The organism is Pseudomonas cremoricolorata DSM 17059 = NBRC 16634, assembly GCF_000425745.1.
Lineage (GTDB): Bacteria > Pseudomonadota > Gammaproteobacteria > Pseudomonadales > Pseudomonadaceae > Aquipseudomonas > Aquipseudomonas cremoricolorata.
In genome coordinates this window covers 388,405-411,930 of the sequence record NZ_AUEA01000002.1, presented here as the reverse complement: position 1 = coordinate 411,930, position 23,526 = coordinate 388,405, and the positions used below count along the sequence as shown (strand labels likewise).

The 23,526-nt window shown below is 65.1% G+C and carries 20 protein-coding genes; 17 read left to right on the top strand and 3 right to left on the bottom strand.

Going from position 1 to position 23,526, the window contains the following annotated elements:
• Window positions 1-81 precede the first annotated feature (81 nt).
• Genes H618_RS0104210 through H618_RS0104200 form a run of 3 tightly spaced genes read right to left on the bottom strand, consistent with a single transcriptional unit; the run spans window position 82 to window position 5,002 of the window.
• Window positions 82-2,007, bottom strand: coding sequence for a response regulator (locus H618_RS0104210; protein WP_028693879.1), 1,926 nt, complete (start codon window positions 2,005-2,007; stop codon window positions 82-84).
• Window positions 2,004-2,894, bottom strand: coding sequence for an ABC transporter substrate-binding protein (locus tag H618_RS0104205; RefSeq protein WP_028693878.1), 891 nt, complete (start codon window positions 2,892-2,894; stop codon window positions 2,004-2,006). The genes H618_RS0104210 and H618_RS0104205 overlap by 4 nt, the downstream gene beginning before the upstream one ends.
• Window positions 2,894-5,002 carry a TonB-dependent receptor plug domain-containing protein gene (locus tag H618_RS0104200; protein ID WP_425414163.1) on the bottom strand — a complete coding sequence of 703 codons (2,109 nt, stop codon included), beginning with the start codon at window positions 5,000-5,002 and terminating at the stop codon, window positions 2,894-2,896. The genes H618_RS0104205 and H618_RS0104200 overlap by 1 nt, the downstream gene beginning before the upstream one ends.
• Window positions 5,003-5,185: 183 nt before the next feature.
• On the opposite strand from H618_RS0104200, the gene H618_RS0104195 reads away from it, so the two are divergent.
• The 17 genes from H618_RS0104195 (at window position 5,186) to kdpF (ending at window position 23,526) form a co-directional block, all read left to right on the top strand.
• Window positions 5,186-6,211, top strand: coding sequence for an NAD(P)H-dependent glycerol-3-phosphate dehydrogenase (locus tag H618_RS0104195; protein WP_028693876.1), 1,026 nt, complete (start codon window positions 5,186-5,188; stop codon window positions 6,209-6,211).
• Between the two features lie 15 nt (window positions 6,212-6,226).
• Entirely contained in the window at window positions 6,227-6,574 is a 348-nt protein-coding gene (locus H618_RS0104190; RefSeq protein WP_028693875.1) for a DUF4389 domain-containing protein, read from the top strand.
• Window positions 6,571-7,026 carry a phosphohistidine phosphatase SixA gene (gene sixA, locus H618_RS0104185; protein ID WP_028693874.1) on the top strand — a complete coding sequence of 152 codons (456 nt, stop codon included), beginning with the start codon at window positions 6,571-6,573 and terminating at the stop codon, window positions 7,024-7,026. Before H618_RS0104190 ends, sixA begins: the two co-directional genes overlap by 4 nt.
• 98 nt (window positions 7,027-7,124) lie before the next feature.
• On the top strand, window positions 7,125-7,466 hold the full coding sequence (locus H618_RS0104180; RefSeq protein ID WP_028693873.1) for a hypothetical protein: 342 nt from the start codon (window positions 7,125-7,127) through the stop codon (window positions 7,464-7,466).
• Between the two features lie 104 nt (window positions 7,467-7,570).
• Window positions 7,571-8,359 (top strand): alpha/beta fold hydrolase, encoded by a 789-nt coding sequence (locus H618_RS0104175; RefSeq protein ID WP_028693872.1) that lies wholly within the window; start codon window positions 7,571-7,573, stop codon window positions 8,357-8,359.
• Complete coding sequence (locus H618_RS0104170; protein ID WP_028693871.1) at window positions 8,356-9,210, top strand: alpha/beta fold hydrolase; 855 nt, start codon at window positions 8,356-8,358, stop codon at window positions 9,208-9,210. The genes H618_RS0104175 and H618_RS0104170 overlap by 4 nt, the downstream gene beginning before the upstream one ends.
• 109 nt (window positions 9,211-9,319) lie before the next feature.
• A complete protein-coding gene (locus H618_RS0104165; protein WP_028693870.1) occupies window positions 9,320-10,114 on the top strand; it encodes a DUF4892 domain-containing protein in 795 nt (264 codons plus the stop codon).
• An 11-nt stretch (window positions 10,115-10,125) separates the two neighbouring features.
• Window positions 10,126-11,178, top strand: a complete 1,053-nt coding sequence (locus H618_RS0104160; RefSeq protein WP_028693869.1) for an AI-2E family transporter — start codon at window positions 10,126-10,128, stop codon at window positions 11,176-11,178.
• 197 nt (window positions 11,179-11,375) lie between these two features.
• Window positions 11,376-13,196 carry an allophanate hydrolase gene (gene atzF, locus H618_RS0104155; RefSeq protein ID WP_028693868.1) on the top strand — a complete coding sequence of 607 codons (1,821 nt, stop codon included), beginning with the start codon at window positions 11,376-11,378 and terminating at the stop codon, window positions 13,194-13,196.
• Between the two features lie 63 nt (window positions 13,197-13,259).
• Window positions 13,260-16,898, top strand: coding sequence for an urea carboxylase (uca, locus tag H618_RS0104150; protein ID WP_028693867.1), 3,639 nt, complete (start codon window positions 13,260-13,262; stop codon window positions 16,896-16,898).
• Window positions 16,899-16,948: 50 nt separating this feature from the next.
• On the top strand, window positions 16,949-17,671 hold the full coding sequence (locus H618_RS0104145) for a GntR family transcriptional regulator (RefSeq protein WP_028693866.1): 723 nt from the start codon (window positions 16,949-16,951) through the stop codon (window positions 17,669-17,671).
• 62 nt (window positions 17,672-17,733) lie between these two features.
• Window positions 17,734-18,999, top strand: a complete 1,266-nt coding sequence (gene urtA / locus H618_RS0104140) for an urea ABC transporter substrate-binding protein (protein WP_028693865.1) — start codon at window positions 17,734-17,736, stop codon at window positions 18,997-18,999.
• An 83-nt stretch (window positions 19,000-19,082) separates the two neighbouring features.
• The gene (gene urtB, locus H618_RS0104135) at window positions 19,083-20,582 is read left to right on the top strand and encodes an urea ABC transporter permease subunit UrtB (RefSeq protein ID WP_028693864.1); all 1,500 of its coding nucleotides are present in this window, start codon (window positions 19,083-19,085) and stop codon (window positions 20,580-20,582) included.
• A complete protein-coding gene (gene urtC, locus H618_RS0104130; protein WP_028693863.1) occupies window positions 20,582-21,661 on the top strand; it encodes an urea ABC transporter permease subunit UrtC in 1,080 nt (359 codons plus the stop codon). The genes urtB and urtC overlap by 1 nt, the downstream gene beginning before the upstream one ends.
• The gene (gene urtD, locus H618_RS0104125; protein ID WP_211232350.1) at window positions 21,658-22,509 is read left to right on the top strand and encodes an urea ABC transporter ATP-binding protein UrtD; all 852 of its coding nucleotides are present in this window, start codon (window positions 21,658-21,660) and stop codon (window positions 22,507-22,509) included. Before urtC ends, urtD begins: the two co-directional genes overlap by 4 nt.
• 59 nt (window positions 22,510-22,568) lie before the next feature.
• Window positions 22,569-23,267, top strand: coding sequence for an urea ABC transporter ATP-binding subunit UrtE (gene urtE / locus H618_RS0104120; RefSeq protein WP_028693861.1), 699 nt, complete (start codon window positions 22,569-22,571; stop codon window positions 23,265-23,267).
• Window positions 23,268-23,436: 169 nt separating this feature from the next.
• Window positions 23,437-23,526 carry a K(+)-transporting ATPase subunit F gene (kdpF, locus tag H618_RS21215; RefSeq protein ID WP_033727453.1) on the top strand — a complete coding sequence of 30 codons (90 nt, stop codon included), beginning with the start codon at window positions 23,437-23,439 and terminating at the stop codon, window positions 23,524-23,526.

The following is a 23,526-nucleotide window of genomic DNA, read 5'->3' as shown; positions in this document are numbered from 1 at the left end:
TTCACTGAAACGTGCATTTTCAGGTTCTATAGCTGTCCTGTCCAGTGCCAGGCCGAACATTAAGACTGCCGTATTTCTTTATCAATCGCCAGTCGTGACCGTTTGATCCGGCAGCCAGCGTCGTAGCACCTCGAGCAGTTCACTGCGTTTGAGCGGTTTGCTGAGGTAGTCATCCATGCCCGCGGCCAGGCATCGTTCACGGTCGCCCTGCAAGGCGTTGGCGGTCAGAGCGATGATCGGCAACTGCCCCTCAGAACCCAGCGCGCGGATGCGCCGGGTGGCCTCGTAGCCGTCCATCAGCGGCAGGCGGCAGTCCATCAGCACGGCGGCGAAACGCTGTTGTTGAACCCGTTCGAGCGCCTGCTGACCGTCCACCGCTACCCAGGTCTGGAAGCCGAAGCTGCGCAGCATGCCTTCGATGACGCTGCGGTTCACCGGGTTGTCCTCCACCAGCAATATCGGCCGCCCGCCACCGTTCACCGCGTTGCTGGGCGGTGAAGCGCTGACAGCGAGCGCCGGCAGCACCGACAGGGTCAAGGGCATGTCCAGGGTGAAGGTCGAACCCAGCCCGGCGCGGCTTTCACCCTGCAACTGACCGCCCATGCGTTCGGCCAGGGTGCGTGCGATGGACAGCCCAAGGCCCGTGCCGCCATAGCGCCTGGAGATGGAGCTGTCGGCTTGCTGGAAGGCGACGAACATCATTTCCAGGCGGTCGTTGTCGATGCCGATGCCGGTATCGCGCACCGCGCAGGTGAGGTGCACGCGCTGCGCGTCGAGCATTTGCCAGTCGGCCTCTACCGCCACCTCGCCACGCTCGGTGAATTTCAGCGCATTGCCGATCAGGTTGAGCAGGATCTGGCGGATGCGCGTCGGGTCGCCGACCACCTGCAGTTCGTCGCAGCCTGCCGACAACTGCAAACGCAGGTTCAGCCCGCGCTGGCGGGCGCTGTGCTGGAACGACTGCACGCAGCTGCGAATCAGTTCGCCTAAGTTGAAGTCGATCGACTCCAGTTGCAGGGTGGTGCGCTCGATGCGCGAAAAGTCGAGGATGTCGTTGATGACCTTGAGCAGGTGCCCGGTCGATTCGCTGGCCACGCTGGTGTATTCGGCCTGTTCGCGGGTCAACTCGGTGGTGTCGAGCAGTTGCAGCATGCCCAGTACGCCGTTCATCGGTGTGCGCAGTTCATGGCTCATCATGGCCAAAAAATCGGATTTGGCGCGGTTGGCCTGCTCGGCTTCTTCCCGCGCCTGGGTCATCTGCGCCATGGCCTGGCGCTGTTCGTCGCTGGCCTGTTCGAGGGCGAAGGCCAGGTTGTTGATGTGCGCCGCCAGGTGGCCCAGCTCGCTGTCATCGACCACCGGCACATGCGAGGTGAAGTCGCCTTCCTGAATCGCGCGCACCGCTTCGCCCATGTCACTGATCGGCTTGGACAGGCTCATGGCCAGGCGCCGCGCGAGCATGAAGGTGAAGGCCAGGGCGAAGAGGGCGAGGATGCCGGCCTTGATGACGATTTCCTGCTGTCGCTCGCTGAAGGCGTCGTCGGACATGCCGACGATCACCCGGCCCAGGTAGTCGTCGCTGACGTCGCCGGCGTTGCCCGCATTGGGTTGCAGGAAGTCGTTGTCCAGGCGGATCTGCTGCAGGCGAATCGGCGCCTGGAACACCTCCACGCGCTGCGCGCGGTTGGTGCTTTCGTCGGACTGCTCGACATAGACCAGAATGTGATTGCGGCTGTCCTGCACCTCGAGAAAGCGCACATGAGGAATGCTCAGGGTGGCGCGCATCAGGCTTTCCAGCACTTCGTTGTTGCCCGAGATCACCCCATATTCGGAACCCGGCGCGAGCTGGTTGGCGATCAGCTGACCGGTGTGGTTGAGCTCCTGACGCAGGTCTTGCAGGCGCACGAAGGTGAAGAAGCCGATCAGCAGCAAGGTCAGCAGCAGGGCAGGGCCGAGGCTGATGATTTGCGTGCGGGTATGGATATCCCAGCTCAGGCGCTTGCTCATGGGGCGGGTGCTCCTGCGCCGATCGCCAGGGCGGCGGCGGTCGGGTCGATTGGCTCAAGGCCCAGCGCGCGTGCCACCTGCTGGTTGCCGCTGACGCCGAATGGCGTGGGGTAAAGGCTGCGCGGCCAGTGCGCCGTGGGCTGGTCGAGCAGGTGGTCGAGCACCTCCAGCCAGTCGGTCTGGTCGCTGTAGGTACTGGCCAGGGCGCCTGCGCGGACGAAGCCGGCATTGGGGCCGATCAGTGCCATCTGCCGACCATAGCTGCTCAGCAGCAGGGTCTTGACGGTCTTGGGGTTGTACAGCTCGGGATCATCCAGCCCCAGCAGCACATCGCTGCTGCTCAGCAACTGTTGCAAGGGGCGGCTGTCGCGCGGGTCGTCCCAGGCCTTGCTGACCAGTTCCAGGCCCAGGTGGCGGGCCGCCTGCTGCAGCTCGGCGAGCAGGAAGCGGCTGTGCTCGCCGTACAGCACCCCGACGCGCCTGGCTTGCGGCAACAGGTAGTGGGTCAGAGCTAACTGCCGCGCCAGCGGCGGGTCGCTCCACAGCAGGCTGAGGTAGGCCGGGCGCTGCTCGCCCAGGCGCTGCTGGATCTGCACGCGATTGACCCGTAGTGCCAGGGCGGCAGGGCCTGATGTTTCGCTCAGACGCCATTCCAGGGCTGCCGAATCGAGCAGCACCAGGCGGGTGCGTGGGTCGAGCCGGGAGGGGCGGGGCAGCTGCGCGACCGTGCGCAACTGCACGCGGTCGTGTTCGCGGCGCGCCTGCAAGCCCTCGGTGAAACTGCGATAGCCCGATTGCGCCTCGCCGCCGACCAGCAATACCTCATCGTCGGCCAAGCCCGCCAGGGGCCACAGACAAAACGCCAGCCAGCAGAGCAGGCGGCGCATCAGAACTCCAGCTCGGCGCTGAACAGCAGGCGGTGACGGCTGTCGTAGCGATTCTGCTCCAGGGTGATCGGCTGGTTGTCCAGGCGTTGCTGCCACAGCGCAGCCAGCTCGAGCCGCGTGCCGTGAATGCGCAGTTGCTTGGCCAGGCGCAGATCGAGGCGCTCGTAGCGGTACTGATTGAGCGCGTCGTCGCCGTAATAGAACAGGGCGCTGGACCAGCCGCGACCCCATTCGCGCAGCCAGCCGGCCGAGCCGCTGTTGCGCGCGCTCAGGCGGCGGTCGGCGGGGTTGCTGGCCCAGGCATCGACGTAGGCGTAGGTCAGGCGCAGACGATCGCGGGCATTGAGTTGCCAGTCGACCTGCGCCTCGCTGCCGCTGAAGCGGGCCTTGTTGGCGTTGCTGGCGATGAACTGGTTGTTGCGCAGCGGCTCGCTGATCATGCCGGTGATTTCATCGACGAACAGCTTCAGGTCAAGGCTCAGGTCGAGGTCACTGAAGTAGCCGTTGTAGCCCAGCTCGCGGGAACGCATGCGTTCCTGGTCGAGGTTGCCGGGGCCGCGGGTCTTGACGAAATATTCACCGTTCTGCAGGCCGTAGACGTTACGGCTGAGGTTGCGCACGGTGTAGCTCCAGTTGACGTTGTTCTCGAACATGTCCGGCGAACGCACGGCTTCGGAGTACACCGCGCGCAGGCCGTGGCGCGGGGTGATCAGGTAGTTGACCGCCACACGCGGGGTCAGCGAGCTGCCGGTCAGCCGGCTGTTCTCGAACATCGCCCCGCCCTGCACGATCCAGTGCTCGTCGGCGCGCCATTCCAGTTGGCCGAACAGGCGCCAGGTCTGGTCGTCGAGGCTGCCGTTGAAATAGGTGGCCGAATCGGCGCGGTCGTAGCGCAGGTTAGCGCCGCTGAGCAGGCGTACGCTGTCGCTGAGGCTCAGGGTGTCTTGGATTTCCAGGTCGTAGCGGGTCTCGCGGGTGCTTTGGTCGACGTCGCCACAGACCACTTCGCTGGCGCCGCTGCGCCACTGCTGACTGATCGCCTCGACCAGCGCGCGCTGCTCGGCATCGTCGCTCGGCGGCGGATCGTTGGCGCGTCGCGCGACTTGCTCGGCGTAGTTCGGATTGAGCTGCCACAGGCGCGTCAGTTCGGGACTGAAGGCCAGGCTGGCATCGCAGGCGCGCCACACTTGCTGGCGGTCGAAGTGCTGCGCCGAGCCTTGCACGTACAGGCTGTGACCGGCATTGAAATCGATGTTCCAGCGCAGCGAAGCCGCGTAGTCCTTGGCCACGGCATCGGCGTCGGGGCCGCGCTGGGTGACGTAGGGGAACACCGGCTGATAGGTGTAGGGGCGCTGGTTGCTGCCTTCCTTGGCCGCCAGTTGCCAGTCCAGTGACTGCTCAGGGGTCAGGGTGTGGCTGGCGCTGAGGTTGAAACGGGTCAGGCGTCGGCTGTCGCGGTATGGCTGGCCGAGCTGGTCGTGGTCGAAGCCATCGTCGGCCATGCCAGACATCGACAGGCGCAGGTCGCCGCCGTCCCAGCCCAGTCCCTGGCTTGCGTAGAAATCGTCGATGCCGTTTTCGCCGCGGGTGATCTTCAGCCGCGTGCCATGGCTGTCGGCCGGGCGCCGGGTGAGGATGTTGACCACCGCCATCAGCGCGTTGGCGCCGTAGCTGACGGTGTTCGGGCCGCGAAACACCTCGATTCGCTCGATGTCCTCGATGGCCAGCGGGATGTCGCTCCAGTCGACCGTGGCCAGGCCCGCGCGGTACACCGAGCGGCCGTCGATCAGCACCTGCATGCGTCGGGCGTCGCTGACATTGCTGCCGTGGTAGTTGACCGTTGGCTGATTGCCGGCGCCGTAGCCGATCATCATGCCGGGCACCAGGCGCAGCAGTTCAGGGATGTCGCGGGCGCCGCTGGCGTGGATCAGCGCTTCGTCGAGCACGGTCATGCTGCCCGGCACGGCCGCCGGGGACTGTTTCAGCCGAGTGGCGGTCAGAACCTCTGGCAACGCCTGGTCATCGATGAACAGATCGTCGCCCAGCGCCGGCCCGCCGAGCAGGGCAGTGGTGAGCAGCAGCAGGCGGGGGGCAGGGGACGCGCCAATGGCCACGGTACGACCTTGATTCGGGAGTTAGCCGGCTATGGTAAACCAGCCTACGGGTTTTGCCAGTGGCCCTTGGGCACGCGTTGCAGAGGCATCGAGGCGGGCAAGAAGCGCTGGTGAGCGCAGGGCTGGCCCGTATAATGCGCCAGGCGCAAACAACTCAACGGCTTTGATGGATGAACTATGACTGAACAGCAACCTGTCGCGGTGCTCGGGGGCGGCAGCTTCGGCACCGCCGTTGCCAACCTGCTGGCCGAGAACGGTGTGCCGGTACGCCAGTGGATGCGCGATGCGCAGCAGGCCGAGGCGATGCGCGTCAATCGAGAAAATCCGCGCTACCTCAAGGGGGTACGCCTGCATGACGGGGTCGAGCCGGTCACCGATCTGCTGGCCACCTTGCAGGCGTGCGAGCTGATGTTCGTCGCCCTGCCGTCGAGCGCCCTGCGCAGTGTGCTTGCGCCTCATGCGCAGGTGCTGGCCGGCAAGGGGCTGATCAGCCTGACCAAGGGCATCGAGGCGCAAAGCTTCAAGCTGATGAGCCAGATTCTCGAAGAGATCGCCCCCCAAGCGCGCATTGCGGTGCTCTCAGGCCCCAACCTTGCGCGTGAAATCGCCGAGCACGCGCTGACCGCCACGGTGGTGGCCAGCGAAGACGAAGCCCTGTGCCAATGGGTTCAGGACGTGCTGCATGGCCCGACCTTCCGCGTCTACGCCAGCAGCGACCGCTTCGGTGTCGAACTGGGCGGCGCGCTGAAAAACGTCTATGCCATCATCGCCGGCCTCGCGGCAGCGCTGGGCATGGGGGAAAACACCAAGAGCATGCTGATCACCCGCGCGCTGGCCGAGATGACCCGCTTCGCGGTCAGTCAGGGCGCCAACCCGATGACCTTCCTCGGGCTTGCCGGGGTGGGCGATCTGATCGTCACCTGTTCCTCGCCCAAGAGCCGCAACTACCAGATCGGCCAGGCGCTCGGCCAGGGGCTGTCGCTGGCCGAGGCGGTCGAGCGGCTGGGCGAGGTGGCCGAGGGTGTCAACACCATCAAGGTGCTCAAAGCCAAGGCCCAGGAGGTGCAGGTGTACATGCCCCTGGTCGCCGGCCTGCACGCGATCCTGTTCGAGGGACGTACCCTGGAACAGGTGATTGCCCACCTGATGCACGCCGAACCCAAGACCGACGTCGATTTCATTTCCATCAGCGGTTTCAACTGATCCAAGGAGCGACACATGAGCCCAACCCCGGAACGTGGCCAGCACGAATCGCTTTTCCTGCGTGTGCTGTGGATGCTGTTTTTCCTGCTGGTCTGGCACCTGGCCGAACTGATGCTGGGCGCGCTGGTGCTGGTCCAGGTTATCTACCGCCTGGTCTATGGCGCGCCGAATGGCAGCGTGATGAACGCCGGTGACAGCCTCAGCCAGTACCTGGCGCAGATCGGCCGCTTCGGCACCTTCCACACCGAGCAGAAACCCTGGCCGTTCGCCGACTGGCCGGCGCCACGCCCAGCCGAAGGCGAGGCCGCGCACAGCGTCGAGCCGCAGGCGCAGGCCCCGGGCAACCAAGGGCCCAAGCCATGAAGCTGTGGGTGCTGCGCCACGGCGAGGCAGAGCCCACGGCCGCCAGCGACGCGCAGCGGCGCCTGACCCCGGCAGGCCGCGAGCAGGTCCAGCGCAGTGCCGCGCGCCTACTGGGCCAACCCGTGCAGGCAATCTTCGCCAGCCCATACGTGCGTGCCCAGCAGACCGCCGCCCTGGTGCACGCTGCGCTGGGTTTGCCTGAGGCGGTGATCGAGGCGCCCTGGCTGACCCCGGACAGCGACCCGCAGCAGGTCATCGCGCACCTGCAGGGCTGTGGCTACGATCAACTGTTGCTGGTCAGCCATCAGCCGCTGGTGGGGCATCTGGTCAGCCTGCTGCACCAGGGCCATCGCCAGCAACCGGCCGCCATGGGCACCGCGAGTCTGGCCGAGCTTGACGGCGAATGGCCGTTGGCTGGGCTGATGACCCTGCACGCCGTTCATCACCCTTGAGCGCTGCGCAACTGACATTTTTGTCAGTTGCCGGCATTTCCCTGGGCTTGCTAGCGTTCGTACTCAATACGAGGGCGTAGCCCAGGGAAGCACCATCGATGAGCATTCGGTATCTGGAGTTGGCCGGTTCCGCAGACCTGCTACCCACACTGGAAAAGATAGAAAACAACCAGACCCTCGATTTTGCCGAATACCGCCTGCTTCAAGACAGCGCCAACGCCAAGCTCGATCAGTTGTTACGCAAATGCGAACATCCCGAAGATCTTGAACAGCTCCGCCTGACCAGCGTGCGCATGGCGCACTTGCTGCAAAGCAGTTGCCTGGCGCTGCGCCGGCTCGACCTCGCACCGCGCGACAAACGCCTGGCCCGTGAGGCCCTGGCGGCGCAACTGGCCTACATGCAGGCCTGCCTGCAGCGCTCGCTGATCAACTTCGACTGACCCTGCGATGACCTGATTGCCCTCGGCGTTGACCTTTCTGCGCATTGCCGTGCGGCGCTGCCGCGCTGACAATGGGCCATCTTTTCGCCATTGTCCGGTGCGCCATGTCGCAGCAGATCTTCTTCGCCCATGCCAACGGCTTTCCCTCTGCCACCTATGGCAAGTTGTTCGCAGGCCTCGCCCCCGACTACGACGTTCGTCACCTCGAGCAACATGGCCATGATCCGCGCTTTCCGGTGGACGACAACTGGCAGCAACTGGTCGAGGAGTTGCTCTATCACCTGGCCTTGCAGGACGGCCCGGTGTGGGGGGTGGGGCACTCGTTGGGCGGTGTGTTGCACCTGCACGCTGCGCTGCGCGCACCGCAGTTCTATCGCGGCATCGTCATGCTCGATTCGCCGCTGCTGACCCGCCTCGACCAGTGGCTGATTCGCCTTGCCAAGGGTCTGGGGCTGATCGACCGCATCACCCCGGCAGGTCGCACCCTGGGCCGACGCGAAGCGTTTGCCGACCGCGACGCGGCGCGCAGCTACTTTGCCAGCAAGCGTCTGTTCGGCCAGTTCGACCCCGATTGCCTGGAAGCGTATCTGCAGCATGGCCTGCAGCCGGCCGAGCAGGGCGTGCGCTTGCGCTTCGATGCGGCCACCGAAATCAGCATCTACCGCAACATCCCACATGCCAGCCCCAAGCCTGCACGGCAGCTGCAGTTGCCAGTGGCGTTGGTACGCGGCGCCAGCAGCGGCGTGGTGCGGCACCATCACGGCCTGGCCGCGCGCGGCTTGCCCCGTGGTGAATACATCAGCGTGCCCGGCGGGCACATGTTCCCCCTGGAGCAGCCCATCGCCACCGCCGAGTTGCTCAAGGGCCTGTTCGCCCGCTGGACGCAGGCATGAGCATGGCGGTGGAAGAGCTGCGCCTGGACCTGGGCCATATCGAGCTGGCCGCGCATGTGTTCGGCCCCGCCGACGGCCTGCCGGTGATCGCCCTGCATGGCTGGCTGGACAACGCCAATAGCTTCGCGCGCCTGGCCCCGCGCCTGCGCGGGCTGCGGGTGGTGGCGCTGGATCTGGCCGGGCACGGCCACTCGGCGCACCGGCCCCTGGGCGCCAGCTACACCCTGGCCGACTACGCCCATGACGTGCTGCGGGTGGCCGAGCAGCTTGGCTGGCAGCGCTTTGCGCTGCTGGGCCATTCGCTGGGCGCGGTGATCAGCGTGCAACTGGCCGCTGCGCTGCCCGAGCGGGTCAGCCACCTGGCGTTGATCGATGGGCTGATACCGCCGACCGGCGAGCCCGACGACGCTGCCGAGCGCCTGGGCCTGGCCCTTGGCGCGCAACTGCGCCGGGGTGCCGGCCGCAAGACCGTGTACCCGACACTGGATGCCGGCATCACTGCGCGCATGAAGGGGATGGTCGCGGTCAGCCGCGAGGCCGCTGAGCTGTTGGCGCAGCGCGGCCTGATGCCGGTGCCTGGCGGCTACAGCTGGCGCAGCGACAGCCGTCTGACCCTGCCCTCGGCAGTGCGCTTGAGCCAACGGCAGGCCTGGGCCTTCGTCGAGCGGGTGCGCTGCCCGGCTTGCCTGGTGGTGGCCGCAGACGGCCTGCTGCTGGCGCACGATGCACTGCTGCAGCAGCTACCCTTCGAACAGGTGCGGCTGCCGGGTGGTCATCATTTGCACGTGAATGACCAAGCCGGCGCCGTCCTTGTTGCAGACTGTTTCAATCGCTTCTTTGGCTTTCCTTGACTTGCACCCGGCAAGTGCCGAGGCTTGCCGGGTCGATCAGGGAGAGCTCCATGCCAACGCCAGACACTCACACGCATCACACCGGCCATGCATGCCGCCAGGGTGGCCGATGAAAACCGTCGTTTCTCTGCGCAGCGCCCTTGGCCTGTGCCTCGCCTTCAGCAGCCCATGGCTGCTCGCCGAAAGCCTGCCGGTTCCACAGGATGCCAAGGTCGTCGACCAACGCCCGGCGCTGGAACAGGAGCGCGTCTACCCCATGGGGCCGCTGCGCAAGATCAGCGGCCGGCTGCGCCTCGACAACAAGGTCGAAGCGCGCGGCCAGGTCAGTTCGCAGACCTACGAGCTGCCGGTCGAGCGCAGCGCCCGGGAAGCCTTCACCAGTGCTCGCGAAGCCTTGCAGCAAGAGGGCGGTTATCCGCTGTTCTGGTGCCAGGGCCGTGATTGCGGCGAGGCCAGCCTGTGGGCCAACGATGTCTTCGGCAATGCCCGCCTCAATGGTGGCGACGAGCAGCAGGCGTTCATCCTCCTGCGCCGCTCGGCCGAGCAGGCCGACACCCTGGTGGCGTTGTACAGCGTCACCCGCGGCAACCGCCGTGCCTACCTGCATGTCGAGGAGTTCGTCGCCGCCAGCCTGCTGGGTGAACTGTTGCCCACCGCGGCCACCGTGCTGCGCGAAATGCGCGACACCGGCAAGCTCGACTACCCTGATCTGCGCGCGCCACAGCCGGCCTGGGTCGAGTTGCTGGCACGCAGCCTGAACCTGGACAGCACCTTGCGTGCCTCGCTCAGTGGCGATCAGGCCGAGGCCTGGCGTGAGCAACTGATCAAGGCCGGCGTGCGCAGCGCTCGCCTGGAGGTGGGCGATGCGCCGACCGAGGGGCTGCACCTGGAGCTGATCCGCTGAGTAACCTGTCGATGCCCAACAATGACCGTCTGCTGGTGCAAATCCTACTGCTGGCGCTGTTGGGCGCGGCCTTGTGGGTGATGGCACCGTTCATTTCCGCACTGCTCTGGGGGGCCATTCTGGCTTTTGCCAGCTGGCCGCTGATGCGCCTGCTGACGCGGCTGTTGCGGGGCCGCGAGACCCTCGCTGCGGGCCTGCTGACCGGCATGTGGATTCTCCTGGTGGCCTTGCCGCTGGTGTGGCTGGGCTTCAACCTGGCCGATCACATCCGTGATGCCACCGCCTTCGTGCGTGACGTCCAGGTCGACGGCCTGCCGCAAGCACCTTCCTGGCTGGGCGGCATCCCGTTCGTGGGTGAGCGCCTGGTGGCGATGTGGGACACCGTCGATCAGCAGGGCCCGGCCTTGCTCGCCTCGGTCAAGCCGTACCTGGGCCAGACCGGCAACTGGCTGCTGGCGCGCAGCGCGCAGATCGGCGGCGGTATTCTCGAGTTGAGCCTGAGCCTGGTGTTCGTGTTCTTCTTCTACCGCGACGGGCCGCGCCTGGCGGCCTTCGTGCTGCGCCTGTTGCAGCGGTTGATCGGTGAGCGCGCCGAGTACTACCTGGAACTGGTCGCCGGCACCGTGCAGCGGGTGGTCAACGGCGTCATCGGCACCGCGGCAGCGCAGGGCCTGCTGGCGCTGATCGGTTTTCTCATCGCCGGGGTACCAGGGGCGATCGTTCTCGGTCTGGTGACCTTCATGCTCAGCCTGATCCCCATGGGGCCGCCCCTGGCCTGGATACCGGCCACCGCCTGGCTGGTGTGGCAGGGCGAGTACGGCATGGCGGTGTTCCTCGGCATCTGGGGCACCTTCATCATCAGCGGCGTCGACAACGTGCTCAAACCCTACCTGATCAGCCGCGGAGGCAACCTGCCGCTGGTGATCGTGTTGCTTGGGGTCTTCGGCGGCCTGATCGCCTTTGGCTTCATCGGCTTGTTCATCGGCCCGACCCTGCTTGCGGTCGGCTACAGCCTGCTGCTCGACTGGAGCCGGCAGGCCAGTGCCAGGCCGCCCCTCGCGTAACGATCAGTCTCCGCCGACCAGCCAGCATGGGGTCACCACATTGATGCACCTGCCCTGTGCATGTGCACCCATTGGTTGGCTGCCGGCCTCATAGCGTTAGTGAATTTGATGCAACTAGTTGATTTAAATGGCTATTTCAGAGTTGGCCTGAAGCTTGCTCTGACGCTTCCACACTTGGATACAAGATGGAATGCGCCATGCACATCGAGCAATTACCTTTCCTCGGCTGGACCGTCCAGGAATGGGCTGCTGCCTATCGTGAGCAGTCCCTGACCCCGGACACTCTGCTGACGTTGTTGCAGGCGCTGCCTGCGGATGATCCTGCGTGGATAAGCCTGGTCGAGCGCCAGCAACTGGTGCAGCAACTGGCGGAGTTGGAGCAGCGTCTGACGGCGGTACAGGGCGACCTCGCGCAACTGCCCCTGTATGGCGTGCCGTTCGCGATCAAGGACAACATCGATGCGGCCGGATGGACCACCACCGCCGCCTGCCCGGCGTTCGCCTACAGCGCCGAGCGTGATGCCACCGTGGTTCGCAAGTTGCGTGCTGCGGGCGCGATCCTCATCGGCAAGACCAATCTTGATCAGTTCGCCACCGGCCTGGTGGGCACGCGTTCGCCCTATGGTGCAGTGCCCAACAGCTTCGACCCCGACTATGTCAGTGGCGGCTCGAGTTCAGGCTCGGCGTCGGTGGTTGCCCGTGGCTGGGTGGCGTTTTCTCTGGGTACCGATACTGCAGGCTCGGGGCGTGTCCCGGCTGGCTTCAACAACATCGTCGGCCTCAAACCGAGCAAAGGGCTGCTTTCCACCACAGGGCTGGTGCCTGCCTGCCGTACCGTCGACTGCATCTCGGTGTTCGCCCTGACGGTCAGCGATGCGCAAACGGTGGCTGCAATCGCTGGCGGTTATGACGCCACCGATCCCTATTCGCGGCGCAACCCCAACACTGCGCCGGTTGCCGTTGGCAGCAAGATCCGCCTGGCGATCCCTGACTCGCTGGAGTTTTTTGGTGATAGCCACAATCGCGCCGTGTTCGAGCGGTCTCTGGCGGCGTTCGAAGCGTTGGGCGCGCACATCTCCATGATCGATTTCGCGCCCTTCAAACAACTGGCCGAGCAGCTGTACTACGGGCCCTGGGTGGCCGAGCGGACCGTCGCGGTGCGGGACGTGCTGGCGCGCATGCCTGAGGCGGTCGACCCAGTGGTGCGCGGCATCATCGAAAATGGCCGCGCCTACACCGCGTGCGATGCCTATGAGGCCGAATACCTGCGGGCAGCGCTCAGCCGCCAGATCAACGACAGCCTGGCGGGTTTCGACGCACTGCTGGTGCCGACCTCGCCAACCCTGCGCACGCTCGAGCAAATGCGACAAGAGCCGGTGCTGTACAACGCCCAGTTCGGCTATTACACCAACTTCACCAACCTGGCGGATCTTTCCGCCCTGGCGCTGCCCGCCGGTTTGCGCAGCGATGGCTTGCCTGCGGGCATCACACTGATCGCTCCGGCCTGGCATGACCTGGCGTTGGCGGATCTGGGCAAGCGCTGGCAGAACCACCTCGATCTGCCCCTGGGTGCAACGGGGCGTAGCCTGTCCGCGCCGTTGCCACCTTGCACAGGACCGGGCGAGGGGAGTGTGCGCGTTGCGGTGGTCGGCGCTCACCTGACTGGCATGCCGCTGAATTTCCAGCTGACCACGCGCAACGCCGTGCTGGTCGAACAGACCCTGACCGCCGAGCACTATCGCCTCTACGCCCTGCCAGGCACTGTCCCGCCCAAGCCGGGCCTGGCCCGTTCCGACAGCGGCAGCCCGATCATCGTCGAGCTGTGGGACATGCCCATCGCCCGATTCGGCGAGTTCGTCGCCGAGATCCCGGCACCGCTTGGCATCGGCACCTTGAACCTGGCCGACGGGCGCAGCGTGAAAGGCTTCATCTGCGAACCATGGGCACTGAGTGGCGCCCGTGACATCACCCAGTTCGGCGGTTGGCGCGCCTACATCGCCAGCCTGCAGAACGCCTGAATACTCGCCTTCCGGCAAGCGGAAGGATCAGCCAGCCATTGGCGCCATCACAGGGAGCGCAGCATGTTCCAGACCGTCCTGATCGCAAACCGCGGCGAGATCGCCGTGCGTGCCATTCGTACCCTCAAGACCCTCGGGGTCAAGGCCGTTGCCGTGTATTCCGAGCCTGACCGCAATGCCGCGCACGTGCTGATGGCTGATGTCGCTGTCGCCCTGGGTGGCGAGAAAGCGACCGACAGCTATCTGCGGATCGACAAGATCCTCGCCGCCGCGCAGCGAACCGGTGCCCAGGCGATCTACCCAGGCTATGGCTTCCTGTCGGAAAGCGCGGAGTTCGCCGAGGCGTGCGAAGCGGCGGGTGTCGCGTTCATCGGCCCGACCGCCGGGCAGATCCGTGAGTTCGGCCTCAAGCACAGGGCCAGGGAGCTGGCCGCTGCCGCAGGCGTGCCCATGACGCCAGGCTCGGCGTTGCTCGATAGCGTGGAGCACGCCCTGGCAGAAGCCGAGCGCATTGGCTATCCGGTGATGCTCAAGAGCACGGCGGGAGGCGGGGGGATCGGCCTGACCCGCTGCGATGACGCCGCTACCCTGCGTGAGGCCTACGACGGCGTGAAGCGCATGGGCGAGCAATTCTTCCGCGACTCGGGCGCCTTCGTCGAACGCTTCATCGACCAGGCGCGGCACATCGAGGTGCAGATTTTCGGTGACGGCGAAGGCCAGGTCGTGGCCTTGGGCGAACGGGACTGTTCGCTGCAGCGGCGCAATCAGAAAGTGGTCGAAGAAACGCCTGCACCGCACCTGCCGGCCGCGACTCGCCAGGCGCTGCATCGCGCTGCGGTGAACCTCGGGCAGGCGGTGAACTACCGCAGTGCCGGTACGGTGGAGTTCATCTACGAGGCTGCCAGTGACGCCTTCTATTTCCTCGAGGTCAATACCCGCCTGCAGGTCGAGCACCCGGTCACGGAAATGGTCACCGGCCTGGACCTGATCGCGTGCATGTTGCAGGTTGCAGCCGGCGATGCCCTGGACTGGCAGGCGCTGAACCGGCCGCCGCAAGGTTGCGCCATCGAGGTGCGCCTTTACGCAGAAGATCCGCTCAAAGGCTTTCAGCCAAGCCCTGGCACCCTCACCGAGGTGTTCTTCCCTGACGATGTGCGTGTCGACGGTTGGGTGAGCAGCGGAACCGAGGTGTCGGCGTTCTACGATCCGATGATCGCCAAGCTGATCGTGCACGGCGAGAATCGCCAGCAAGCGATCGACAAACTGCAGACCGCGCTGGATGCCACGCGTCTGCACGGCATCGCCAGCAACCTCGACTACCTGCGCCAGATCGTTGCCGAGCCGCGTTTTCTGGCAGGCCAGGTGTGGACGCGCATGCTCGATACCTGTGCTTTCACGGCAAGTGTCATCGAAGTGCTGGAGCCCGGAACCTACAGCAGCGTGCAGGATTATCCTGGCCGTCTGGGGTACTGGAACATCGGCGTGCCACCCTCAGGCCCGATGGATGACTACGCCTTGCGCCTGGCCAACCGGATCGTCGGCAACCATGCGACGGCGGCCGGTCTGGAGTTTACGCTGCAAGGTCCCTCCCTGCGCTTTCACTGCGCTGCGCTAATCGCGCTGACGGGCGCAGAATGCCCGGCGCAGCTCGACGGTGCAGCGATTCCCTACTGGACCCCGGTACAGGTCAACGCTGGCCAGGTGCTCACCCTCGGCCGTGCGCTGGACGGCTGTCGCACCTATCTGGCCGTGCGCAATGGTCTGGATGTGCCGATGTACCTGGGCAGCCGCTCGACGTTCGCCCTGGGCCAATTCGGCGGGCATGCAGGGCGCACCCTGCGTACCGCCGACATGCTGGCCATCTCGCAACCTGAGCGGGCGGCCTGCACCACCCCGGCACCGGTCAGTGCGCCCTGCGCGGCACCGGCCGCGATGATTGCGCAGTACGGCACGACATGGGACATCGGCGTGCTCTACGGTCCCCATGGCGCCCCGGATTTCTTCACCGCCGAGTCCATCGAGACCTTCTTCGCCACGCAATGGGAGGTGCACTACAACTCCAACCGCCTTGGCGTGCGCCTGTCCGGGCCCAAGCCCGGCTGGGCGCGAATCGATGGCGGGGAGGCCGGTCTGCACCCCTCGAACGTACACGATTGCGAGTACGCGATCGGCGCCATCAACTTCACGGGGGATTTCCCGGTGATTCTGGGCAAGGACGGCCCGAGCCTCGGCGGCTTCGTGTGTCCGGTCACCATCGCCAAGGCCGAGCTGTGGAAGGTGGGGCAGGTCAAGCCGGGGGACAAGCTGCGCTTTCATCCGCTCAGCTTCGAGCAGGCACTACAGCTGGAGCAGGCCCAGGAGCGAAGCCTTGCCACGTTGACCGCGGTCAAGGCCCAGACCTTGCCCGTGCCATCGTTGCTGCCCGCGGCGACGTCCTCCGCCGCCATACTGGCCGAACTCGCTGCCGATGACAGCCGCCCGCGGGTCGTCTACCGGCAAGCCGGAGACACCTACATCCTGATCGAGTACGGCGACAATGTGCTCGACATCGCCCTGCGCCTGCGCATTCACCTGCTGATGCAGGCGCTCGATGCACGGCCGTTGCCGGGCATCGAAGAGCTGGCCCCTGGCGTGCGTTCCCTGCAAGTGCGCTACGACGGCCAGGTCTTGCACCAGCGCGCGCTGCTCGAGCATCTGCTCGAGCTTGAACGTGCGCTGGGCGATGTGGCGAACGTGAAGGTGCCGACACGCATCGTGCACTTGCCCATCGCCTTCGAGGACAGCGCCACGCTGGACGCCGTCACCCGCTATCAGGAAACCGTGTGCGCTCAAGCGCCGTGGTTGCCTAACAACGTCGATTTCCTGCAGCGCATCAATGGTCTGGAACATCGCGATCAGGTCAGGGACATCGTCTGTCAGGCCAGCTATCTGATTCTCGGCCTGGGCGACGTCTATCTCGATGCGCCATGCGCGGTGCCGCTCGATCCTCGTCATCGTCTGCTCAGCTCCAAGTACAACCCCGCGCGTACGCACACCGCCGAAGGCACGGTGGGCATCGGCGGCATGTACATGTGCATCTACGGCATGGACTCACCCGGTGGCTATCAACTGGTTGGGCGTACCTTGCCGATCTGGAACAAGTATTCGAAGAACGCGCAGTTCAAGGATGGCAACCCATGGTTGCTGCACTTCTTCGACCAGGTGAAATTCCATCTCGTCGAAGAGGATGAGCTCACCGCGTTTCGTGAGGCCTTCCGCGAAGGGCGCGCCGAGATCCGCATCGAGCAGACCGAGTTCGATTTCGCCCAATACACCCAGTTCCTGCAAACCCATGCACCGAGCATCGCCCAGTTCCAGTCGCGTCAGAAACAGGCGTACGAAGCAGAAGTCGAGCGCTGGAAAGAGGCGGGCCTGGACCAACCATTGGCGCTCGCCGAGCCCATGCCCAGTGAAGAGCCAGAGCAGACTGGGCAGCGGGTCTGTGCCGATCTCAACGGCAATGTGTGGAAAGTGCTGGTCGAGCCAGGGCAAACGGTCAGGGCGGGAGACAAGCTGGTCATCATCGAGGCGATGAAGATGGAGCTCGCGGTACTCGCGCCCGTGGACGGTAGGGTCGCCGCCGTTCGCTGTGTGCCCGGACGGCCGGTGATACCGGGTGATGTGCTGGTCTACCTCGACGCGCAGGCGATGGCCGACGCGTGAACAGCGATCGAGCAGGCCTCGACACCCTGTTCGCCATTGAGTGATCCGCCATGCAGATTTCATCGTTGAAAAAGCCGCCCGTGCGCCCGGAAAACCTGGTCGAACGAATCTACCAGCAGCTCAAGCGCGATATTTTCGAGTTCCGCCTGCTGCCAGGTGATCGCTTCAGCGAAGGGGAGGTGGCCCAGCGCACGGGCGTCAGCCGTACCCCGGTGCGTCAGGCGCTGTATCGCCTCGAACGTGAAGGGTATCTGGAGGTGTATTTCAGAAGTGGCTGGCAGGTCAGACCGTTCGACTTCAACTACTTCGAAGAGCTGTACGACGTGCGCACCGTGCTCGAACTGGCTGCCGTGGGCCGCCTGTGTTCGAGCCAGGCCCACAGCCATCCGGTGCTCGAGGCGTTGAAAGCCACCTGGCTGGTCGCCGACAGCGAGCGCTTGCGCGATGCAGCGACGGTCTCGGAGCTGGATGAGCGTTTCCACTGTGAGCTGGTTGAAGCCACCGGCAATGCCGAAATGGCGCGCCTGCACTTCGAGGTGACGGAGAAGATTCGCATCATTCGCCGACTCGACTTCACCCAGCAGCCGCGTATCGCCGCCACCTACGAGGAGCACGGGCGCATCCTCGGCGCCATCCTCCAGCGTCGTCCAGACCACGCCCAGAAGTTGCTCAAGGCCCACATAGAGGTCAGCAAGAAAGAAGTACGCAAGATCACCCTGCACATGCTGCACGTCGCCCGCCAGCGCGCACAGCTCAAGACGCTGGGTGACTGAACCCTTGATTCAACTGCCGAGCACTGCCCAGAACGCCAACGACCAACACATGGAGCATCTCAATGAAACGTCGCAGTCTGATCAAAGCCTTCACGTTGTCTGCATCGATCGCCGCCTTGGGCCTGACCTGGACCGTCCAGGCCGCCGAGACGATCAAGGTCGGCATCCTGCACTCGCTGTCCGGCACCATGGCGATCTCGGAAACGTCGCTCAAGGATGTGGCGCTGATGACCATCGACCAGATCAACGCCAAGGGCGGGGTGAACGGCAAATTGCTTGAACCAGTGGTGGTCGACCCGGCATCGAACTGGCCACTGTTCGCCGAGAAGGGCCGTCAGTTGCTGACCCAGGACAAGGTCGCGGTGGTGTTCGGCTGCTGGACCTCGGTGTCGCGCAAGTCGGTGCTGCCGGTGTTCGAAGAGCTCAACGGCCTGCTGTTCTACCCGGTGCAGTACGAAGGTGAAGAGATGTCACCGAATGTCTTCTATACCGGTGCTGCACCGAACCAGCAGGCGATCCCGGCGGTTGAATACCTGATGAGCGAAGACGGCGGCGGCGCCCGGCGTTTCTTCCTGCTGGGCACCGACTACGTGTATCCGCGCACCACCAACAAGATCCTGCGCGCTTTCCTGCACAGCAAGGGCGTGGCGGACAAGGACATCGAAGAGGTCTACACCCCGTTCGGTCACGCTGATTACCAGACCATCGTCGCCAACATCAAGAAGTTCTCCGCCGGGGGCAAGACAGCGGTGGTTTCCACCGTCAACGGCGACTCCAACGTGCCGTTCTACAAGGAACTGGCCAATCAGGGGCTGAAGGCCACCGAAGTGCCGGTCATGGCATTCTCGGTGGGCGAAGAAGAGCTGCGTGGCATCGACACCAAGCCACTGGTGGGCCACCTGGCGGCCTGGAACTACTTCGAGTCGCTGGATAACCCGGTGAACCAGAAGTTCGTCGCCGACTGGAAAGCCTACGCCAAGGCCAAAGGTTTGCCGGGCGCCGACAAGGCTGTGACCAACGACCCGATGGAAGCCACCTACGTCGGCATGCACCTGTGGGCGCAGGCGGCGCAGAAGGCGGGCAGCACCGATGTGGACAAGGTCCGTGAGGCGCTGGCTGGGCAGAGCTTCGAGGCGCCATCGGGCTTCACCTTGACCATGGACAAGACCAATCACCACCTGCACAAACCGGTGATGATCGGCGAAATCCAGGATGACGGGCAGTTCGACGTGGTCTGGCAGACCGAAGCGCCGTTGCGCGCGCAGCCTTGGAGCCCGTTCATTCCGGGTAACGAGCAGCGCCCGCAGCATGCCGTGAAAGGGCAGTGATGCCCGGGGCCTGCGCGCTGCTCAGCCGCAGCCCAGGCTCTGAGCGCACACCATCGATCATCTCCACACAGGGACTACGCGCCATGCCCAAGGCCCTCCATCGCCTTTTGCTTTGCCTGTGCCTATGGCTGCCGTTCGCGGCCCAGGCCAGTGATGCGCAAGATTTCGCCAGTGCCAGTGCCAACGACCGTGCGCGTCTGCTGCAGGAGTGGGCGGCGCAGCCTGACCCCGCGCGGCTCGGCTTGCTCGGTTCGCTGCAGCAAGGTCGCCTCGGCCCTGACCAGCCGCGCACGCTACGCCTGAACAACCGCCTGCGCGGTCTGCTGGACAACGCGCTGGCCAGCCAGCGGTTGCTCAGTGACGACGCGCAGGTTCGGCTCCAAGCCGCGCAGCACTTGCAAAGGCGCGCGCAGCCGACCCAGCTCGGCCTGCTTGAAAGGCACCATGCAGCCGAGACCGACCAGGCCGTGCACGCCGCCCTCGGCCTGGCCCTGGCCAATCTGCAACTGGTGGCAGCCGAACCGTCCGTGCGCCTGGCCGCCGTACGCCTGCTGGGAGAGAGCGGCGATCCGCTGGCCCGCACGCGCCTGCAGGCACTGCTCGAACCTGCGGTCGAAAGCGACGAGGGGGTGCGCACCGCAGCCAGGACCAGCCTCGATCAGGTCGAGCGCAAACTGTTGATCGGCGAACTACTCGGCCAGGCGTTCAGCGGTTTGTCACTGGGCTCGGTGCTGCTGCTGGCGGCGCTGGGGCTGGCGATCACCTTCGGCCTGCTGGGGGTGATCAACATGGCCCATGGCGAAATGCTCATGCTCGGCGCCTACAGCACCTATGGGGTGCAGATCTTGGTCCAGCGCTATGCGCCCGGTGCGCTGGAGTTCTATCCGCTGCTGGCCCTGCCGGTGGCGTTCGCGGTGAGTGCCGGGGTCGGCATGCTGCTTGAGCGTACGGTGATTCGCCACCTCTACGGGCGGCCCCTGGAAACGCTGCTGGCGACCTGGGGCATCAGCTTGATCCTGATCCAGGCCGTGCGCCTGATCTTCGGTGCGCAGAACGTCGAGGTCGCCAACCCGGGCTGGCTCTCAGGCGGCGTCCAGGTGTTGCCCAACCTGGTGCTGCCGTGGAGTCGCATCGTCATCATCGGCTTCGCCCTCTGCGTGGCGCTGCTGACCTGGCTGCTGCTCAACCGCACTCGGCTGGGCCTGAACGTGCGGGCGGTGACGCAGAACCGCAACATGGCGGCCTGCTGTGGCGTGCCGACCGGGCGGGTCGACATGCTCGCCTTTGGACTGGGTTGCGGCATCGCCGGGCTCGGCGGCGTGGCGCTGAGCCAGATCGGCAACGTTGGCCCTGATCTGGGCCAGAGCTACATCATCGACTCGTTCCTGGTGGTGGTGCTTGGCGGCGTCGGGCAACTGGCCGGCAGCCTGTGGGCCGCCTTTGGCCTGGGCGTGGCCAACAAGCTGCTGGAACCGCAGATCGGTGCGGTGCTCGGCAAGATCCTCATCCTTGCGCTGATCATTCTGTTCATCCAGAAGCGCCCGCAAGGCCTGTTCGCCCTGAAGGGACGGGTAATCGACTGATGAACCAGCCACTGCTTGTCACTGCCACGCAAAAAGCCGGCCCCCGGCTATCCCTGGTCATCGGCGCCATCGTGCTGCTGACGCTGATCGCACTGCCGCTGCTGTCGCTGTTGCCCGACGGGCATAGCCTGCAGGTCTCGGCGTACATCCTGACACTGGTCGGCAAGATCCTGTGCTACGCCATCGTCGCGCTGGCACTCGACCTGGTCTGGGGTTACGCCGGCCTGCTGTCGCTCGGGCACGGGCTGTTCTTCGCCCTCGGCGGCTACGCCATGGGCATGTACCTGATGCGCGAAGCCGCAGGCGATGGCCTGCCGGCATTCATGAGCTTTCTGTCGTGGCAGGAGCTGCCCTGGTACTGGGCCGGCACCCAGCACTTCGCCTGGGCCTTGTGCCTGGTGGTGCTGGCACCTGGCTCGCTGGCCTTGGTGTTCGGCTACTTCGCCTTCCGCTCGCGGATCAAGGGGGTGTACTTCTCGATCATGACCCAGGCGCTGACCTTTGCCGGGATGCTGCTGTTCTTCCGCAACGAGACCGGCTTCGGCGGCAACAATGGCTTCACCAACTTTCGCAGCGTGCTCGGCTTCGACATCACCGCACCTGGCACCCGCGCTGTGCTGTTCCTGCTCACCGTGGCGCTGCTGGCAGGCAGCCTTTACCTCGGCTGGCGCCTGGCCCAGAGCAAGTTCGGTCGGGTCCTGACCGCCCTGCGCGACGCCGAGAATCGCTTGATGTTCTGCGGTTACGATCCGCGAGGCTTCAAGCTGTTCATCTGGGTGCTCAGCGCCGTGCTCTGTGGCCTGGCCGGGGCGTTGTACGTGCCGCAGGTGGGCATCATCAACCCCGGCGAAATGTCGCCGACCAACTCCATCGAAGCGGCGGTATGGGTCGCGCTGGGCGGTCGCGGCACGCTGATCGGACCACTGCTGGGTGCGGGCCTGGTCAATGGCTTCAAGAGCTGGTTCACCGTGGCGTTCCCGGAAGTCTGGCTGTTCTTCCTCGGCGCGCTGTTCATCGTGGTCACGCTGTACCTGCCCAAAGGGCTGGTCGGCCTGTTGAAGAAAAGGGACGAGCCATGAGACCTGCGCCGATCCATCCTCACTGCATGCTCGAGCCGAGCATCGATGCCGGCCAAGGCCGAGAAGCCATTGGTCTTGGCCATGTGGCTGCGCCGGGTCTGGATGCGCGCCACGGCACGGTGCTGACCCTGGAAGACATCACCGTCAGCTTCGACGGCTTCAAGGCCATCGACGCCCTGGACCTCTACATCGGCGTCGGCGAACTGCGCTGCATCATCGGCCCCAACGGCGCGGGCAAGACCACGCTGATGGACGTCATCACTGGCAAGACCCGTCCCACCCGCGGCAAGGCCTGGTTCGGCGACACCCTCGATCTGACCCGCATGAGTGAAGTGCAGATCGCCCAGGCCGGCATCGGCCGCAAGTTCCAGAAACCCACAGTGTTCGAAGCGCTGACGGTATTCGACAACCTTGAACTGGCGCACAAGACCGACAAATCGGTGTGGGCCTGCCTGGGGGCGCGACTGAGTGATGAGCAGCGCGGGCGCATCGACGAGGTACTCGGCACGATCGGCCTGCAAGCTGCGCGGGGTCGTGCTGCCGGATCGCTGTCCCACGGGCAGAAGCAATTTCTCGAAATCGGCATGCTGCTGATGCAAGACCCACAACTGCTGCTGCTCGACGAGCCAGTGGCCGGCATGACCGACGCCGAGACCGAATTCACCGCCGAGCTGTTCAAGCGCCTGGCCGGCAAGCATTCGCTGATGGTGGTGGAGCACGACATGGGCTTCGTCGGCAGCATTGCCGACCACGTCACCGTGCTGCATCAGGGCCGCGTGCTGGCCGAGGGGTCGCTGCAGCAGGTGCAGGCAGATGAGCGAGTGATCGAGGTCTACCTCGGCCGCTGACACCACACATCGACCCTGACCGGGCGGTGCCTGGGCAGTGGTCATTGGAGCGTTCGAACATGTTGCAAGTAGAAAAGCTTCACCAGTACTACGGCGGCAGCCACATCCTGCGCGGGCTGTCGTTCGACGTGAGGATCGGCGAAGTCACCTGCCTGCTGGGGCGCAATGGCGTGGGCAAGACCACGCTGCTCAAGGTGCTGATGGGTCTGCTGCCGGCAAGGGAAGGGGTGGTGCAGTGGGAAGGGCGCTCGATCACCGACGCCAAACCGCACCGTCGCGTGCAGTCCGGTATCGCCTACGTGCCCCAGGGGCGGGAGATTTTCGCCCGCCTGAGCGTTGAAGAGAACCTGTTGATGGGGCTGTCCTGCTTTACAGGCCCGCAAGCCAGGCAAGTTCCCGCGTTCATCTACGAACTGTTCCCGGTGCTGTTGCACATGAAGCATCGGCGTGGCGGTGATTTGTCTGGGGGGCAGCAGCAACAGTTGGCCATTGGCCGAGCGCTCGCCAGCCGTCCTCGGCTGTTGATTCTCGATGAACCCACCGAAGGCATTCAGCCTTCGGTGATCAAGGAAATCTGCAGCGTGATCAAGTCGCTCGCGGCGCGTGGCGACATGGCCATTCTGCTGGTCGAGCAGTTCTACGATTTTGCCGCCGAACTGGCCGACCAGTACTTGGTCATGTCCAGGGGTGAAATCGTCCAGCGGGGCGCTGGCGCGCAGATGGAGGCCGGGGGCGTGCGCGGGCTGGTCGCCATTTAGGGTGAGGTTCGTTGTGCGCGACGGCACTGGACGACAGCCTGGCGCCCGACGCACGCAAGCCCGTTTTTTTACGCGTCCTTTACGCGTCGCCAGGCGTTTCGCTCTCGCACCTTTACGCACCTGTCTCTGAAAATTCCCCTACGGCATTTAACCCTGGGGGAATCGACCGATGTCCATTATTGACGGTGTGTCGCTGCTGCTGGCAGTGGCGCTGGCGGGGTATCTGCTGGTCGCGCTGCTGCGCACCGGTCGCGAATAG

Bases quoted from the DNA above. Each gene is read 5' to 3' on its own strand.
- H618_RS0104210 (WP_028693879.1), bottom strand. From the start codon at position 2,007: ATGAGCAAGCGCCTGAGCTGGGATATCCATACCCGCACGCAAATCATC.
- H618_RS0104205 (WP_028693878.1), bottom strand. From the start codon at position 2,894: ATGCGCCGCCTGCTCTGCTGGCTGGCGTTTTGTCTGTGGCCCCTGGCG.
- H618_RS0104195 (WP_028693876.1), top strand. From the start codon at position 5,186: ATGACTGAACAGCAACCTGTCGCGGTGCTCGGGGGCGGCAGCTTCGGC.
- H618_RS0104190 (WP_028693875.1), top strand. From the start codon at position 6,227: ATGAGCCCAACCCCGGAACGTGGCCAGCACGAATCGCTTTTCCTGCGT.
- sixA (WP_028693874.1), top strand. From the start codon at position 6,571: ATGAAGCTGTGGGTGCTGCGCCACGGCGAGGCAGAGCCCACGGCCGCC.
- H618_RS0104180 (WP_028693873.1), top strand. From the start codon at position 7,125: ATGAGCATTCGGTATCTGGAGTTGGCCGGTTCCGCAGACCTGCTACCC.
- H618_RS0104175 (WP_028693872.1), top strand. From the start codon at position 7,571: ATGTCGCAGCAGATCTTCTTCGCCCATGCCAACGGCTTTCCCTCTGCC.
- H618_RS0104170 (WP_028693871.1), top strand. From the start codon at position 8,356: ATGAGCATGGCGGTGGAAGAGCTGCGCCTGGACCTGGGCCATATCGAG.
- H618_RS0104165 (WP_028693870.1), top strand. From the start codon at position 9,320: ATGAAAACCGTCGTTTCTCTGCGCAGCGCCCTTGGCCTGTGCCTCGCC.
- H618_RS0104160 (WP_028693869.1), top strand. From the start codon at position 10,126: ATGCCCAACAATGACCGTCTGCTGGTGCAAATCCTACTGCTGGCGCTG.
- atzF (WP_028693868.1), top strand. From the start codon at position 11,376: ATGCACATCGAGCAATTACCTTTCCTCGGCTGGACCGTCCAGGAATGG.
- uca (WP_028693867.1), top strand. From the start codon at position 13,260: ATGTTCCAGACCGTCCTGATCGCAAACCGCGGCGAGATCGCCGTGCGT.
- H618_RS0104145 (WP_028693866.1), top strand. From the start codon at position 16,949: ATGCAGATTTCATCGTTGAAAAAGCCGCCCGTGCGCCCGGAAAACCTG.
- urtA (WP_028693865.1), top strand. From the start codon at position 17,734: ATGAAACGTCGCAGTCTGATCAAAGCCTTCACGTTGTCTGCATCGATC.
- urtB (WP_028693864.1), top strand. From the start codon at position 19,083: ATGCCCAAGGCCCTCCATCGCCTTTTGCTTTGCCTGTGCCTATGGCTG.
- urtC (WP_028693863.1), top strand. From the start codon at position 20,582: ATGAACCAGCCACTGCTTGTCACTGCCACGCAAAAAGCCGGCCCCCGG.
- urtD (WP_211232350.1), top strand. From the start codon at position 21,658: ATGAGACCTGCGCCGATCCATCCTCACTGCATGCTCGAGCCGAGCATC.
- urtE (WP_028693861.1), top strand. From the start codon at position 22,569: ATGTTGCAAGTAGAAAAGCTTCACCAGTACTACGGCGGCAGCCACATC.
- kdpF (WP_033727453.1), top strand. From the start codon at position 23,437: ATGTCCATTATTGACGGTGTGTCGCTGCTGCTGGCAGTGGCGCTGGCG.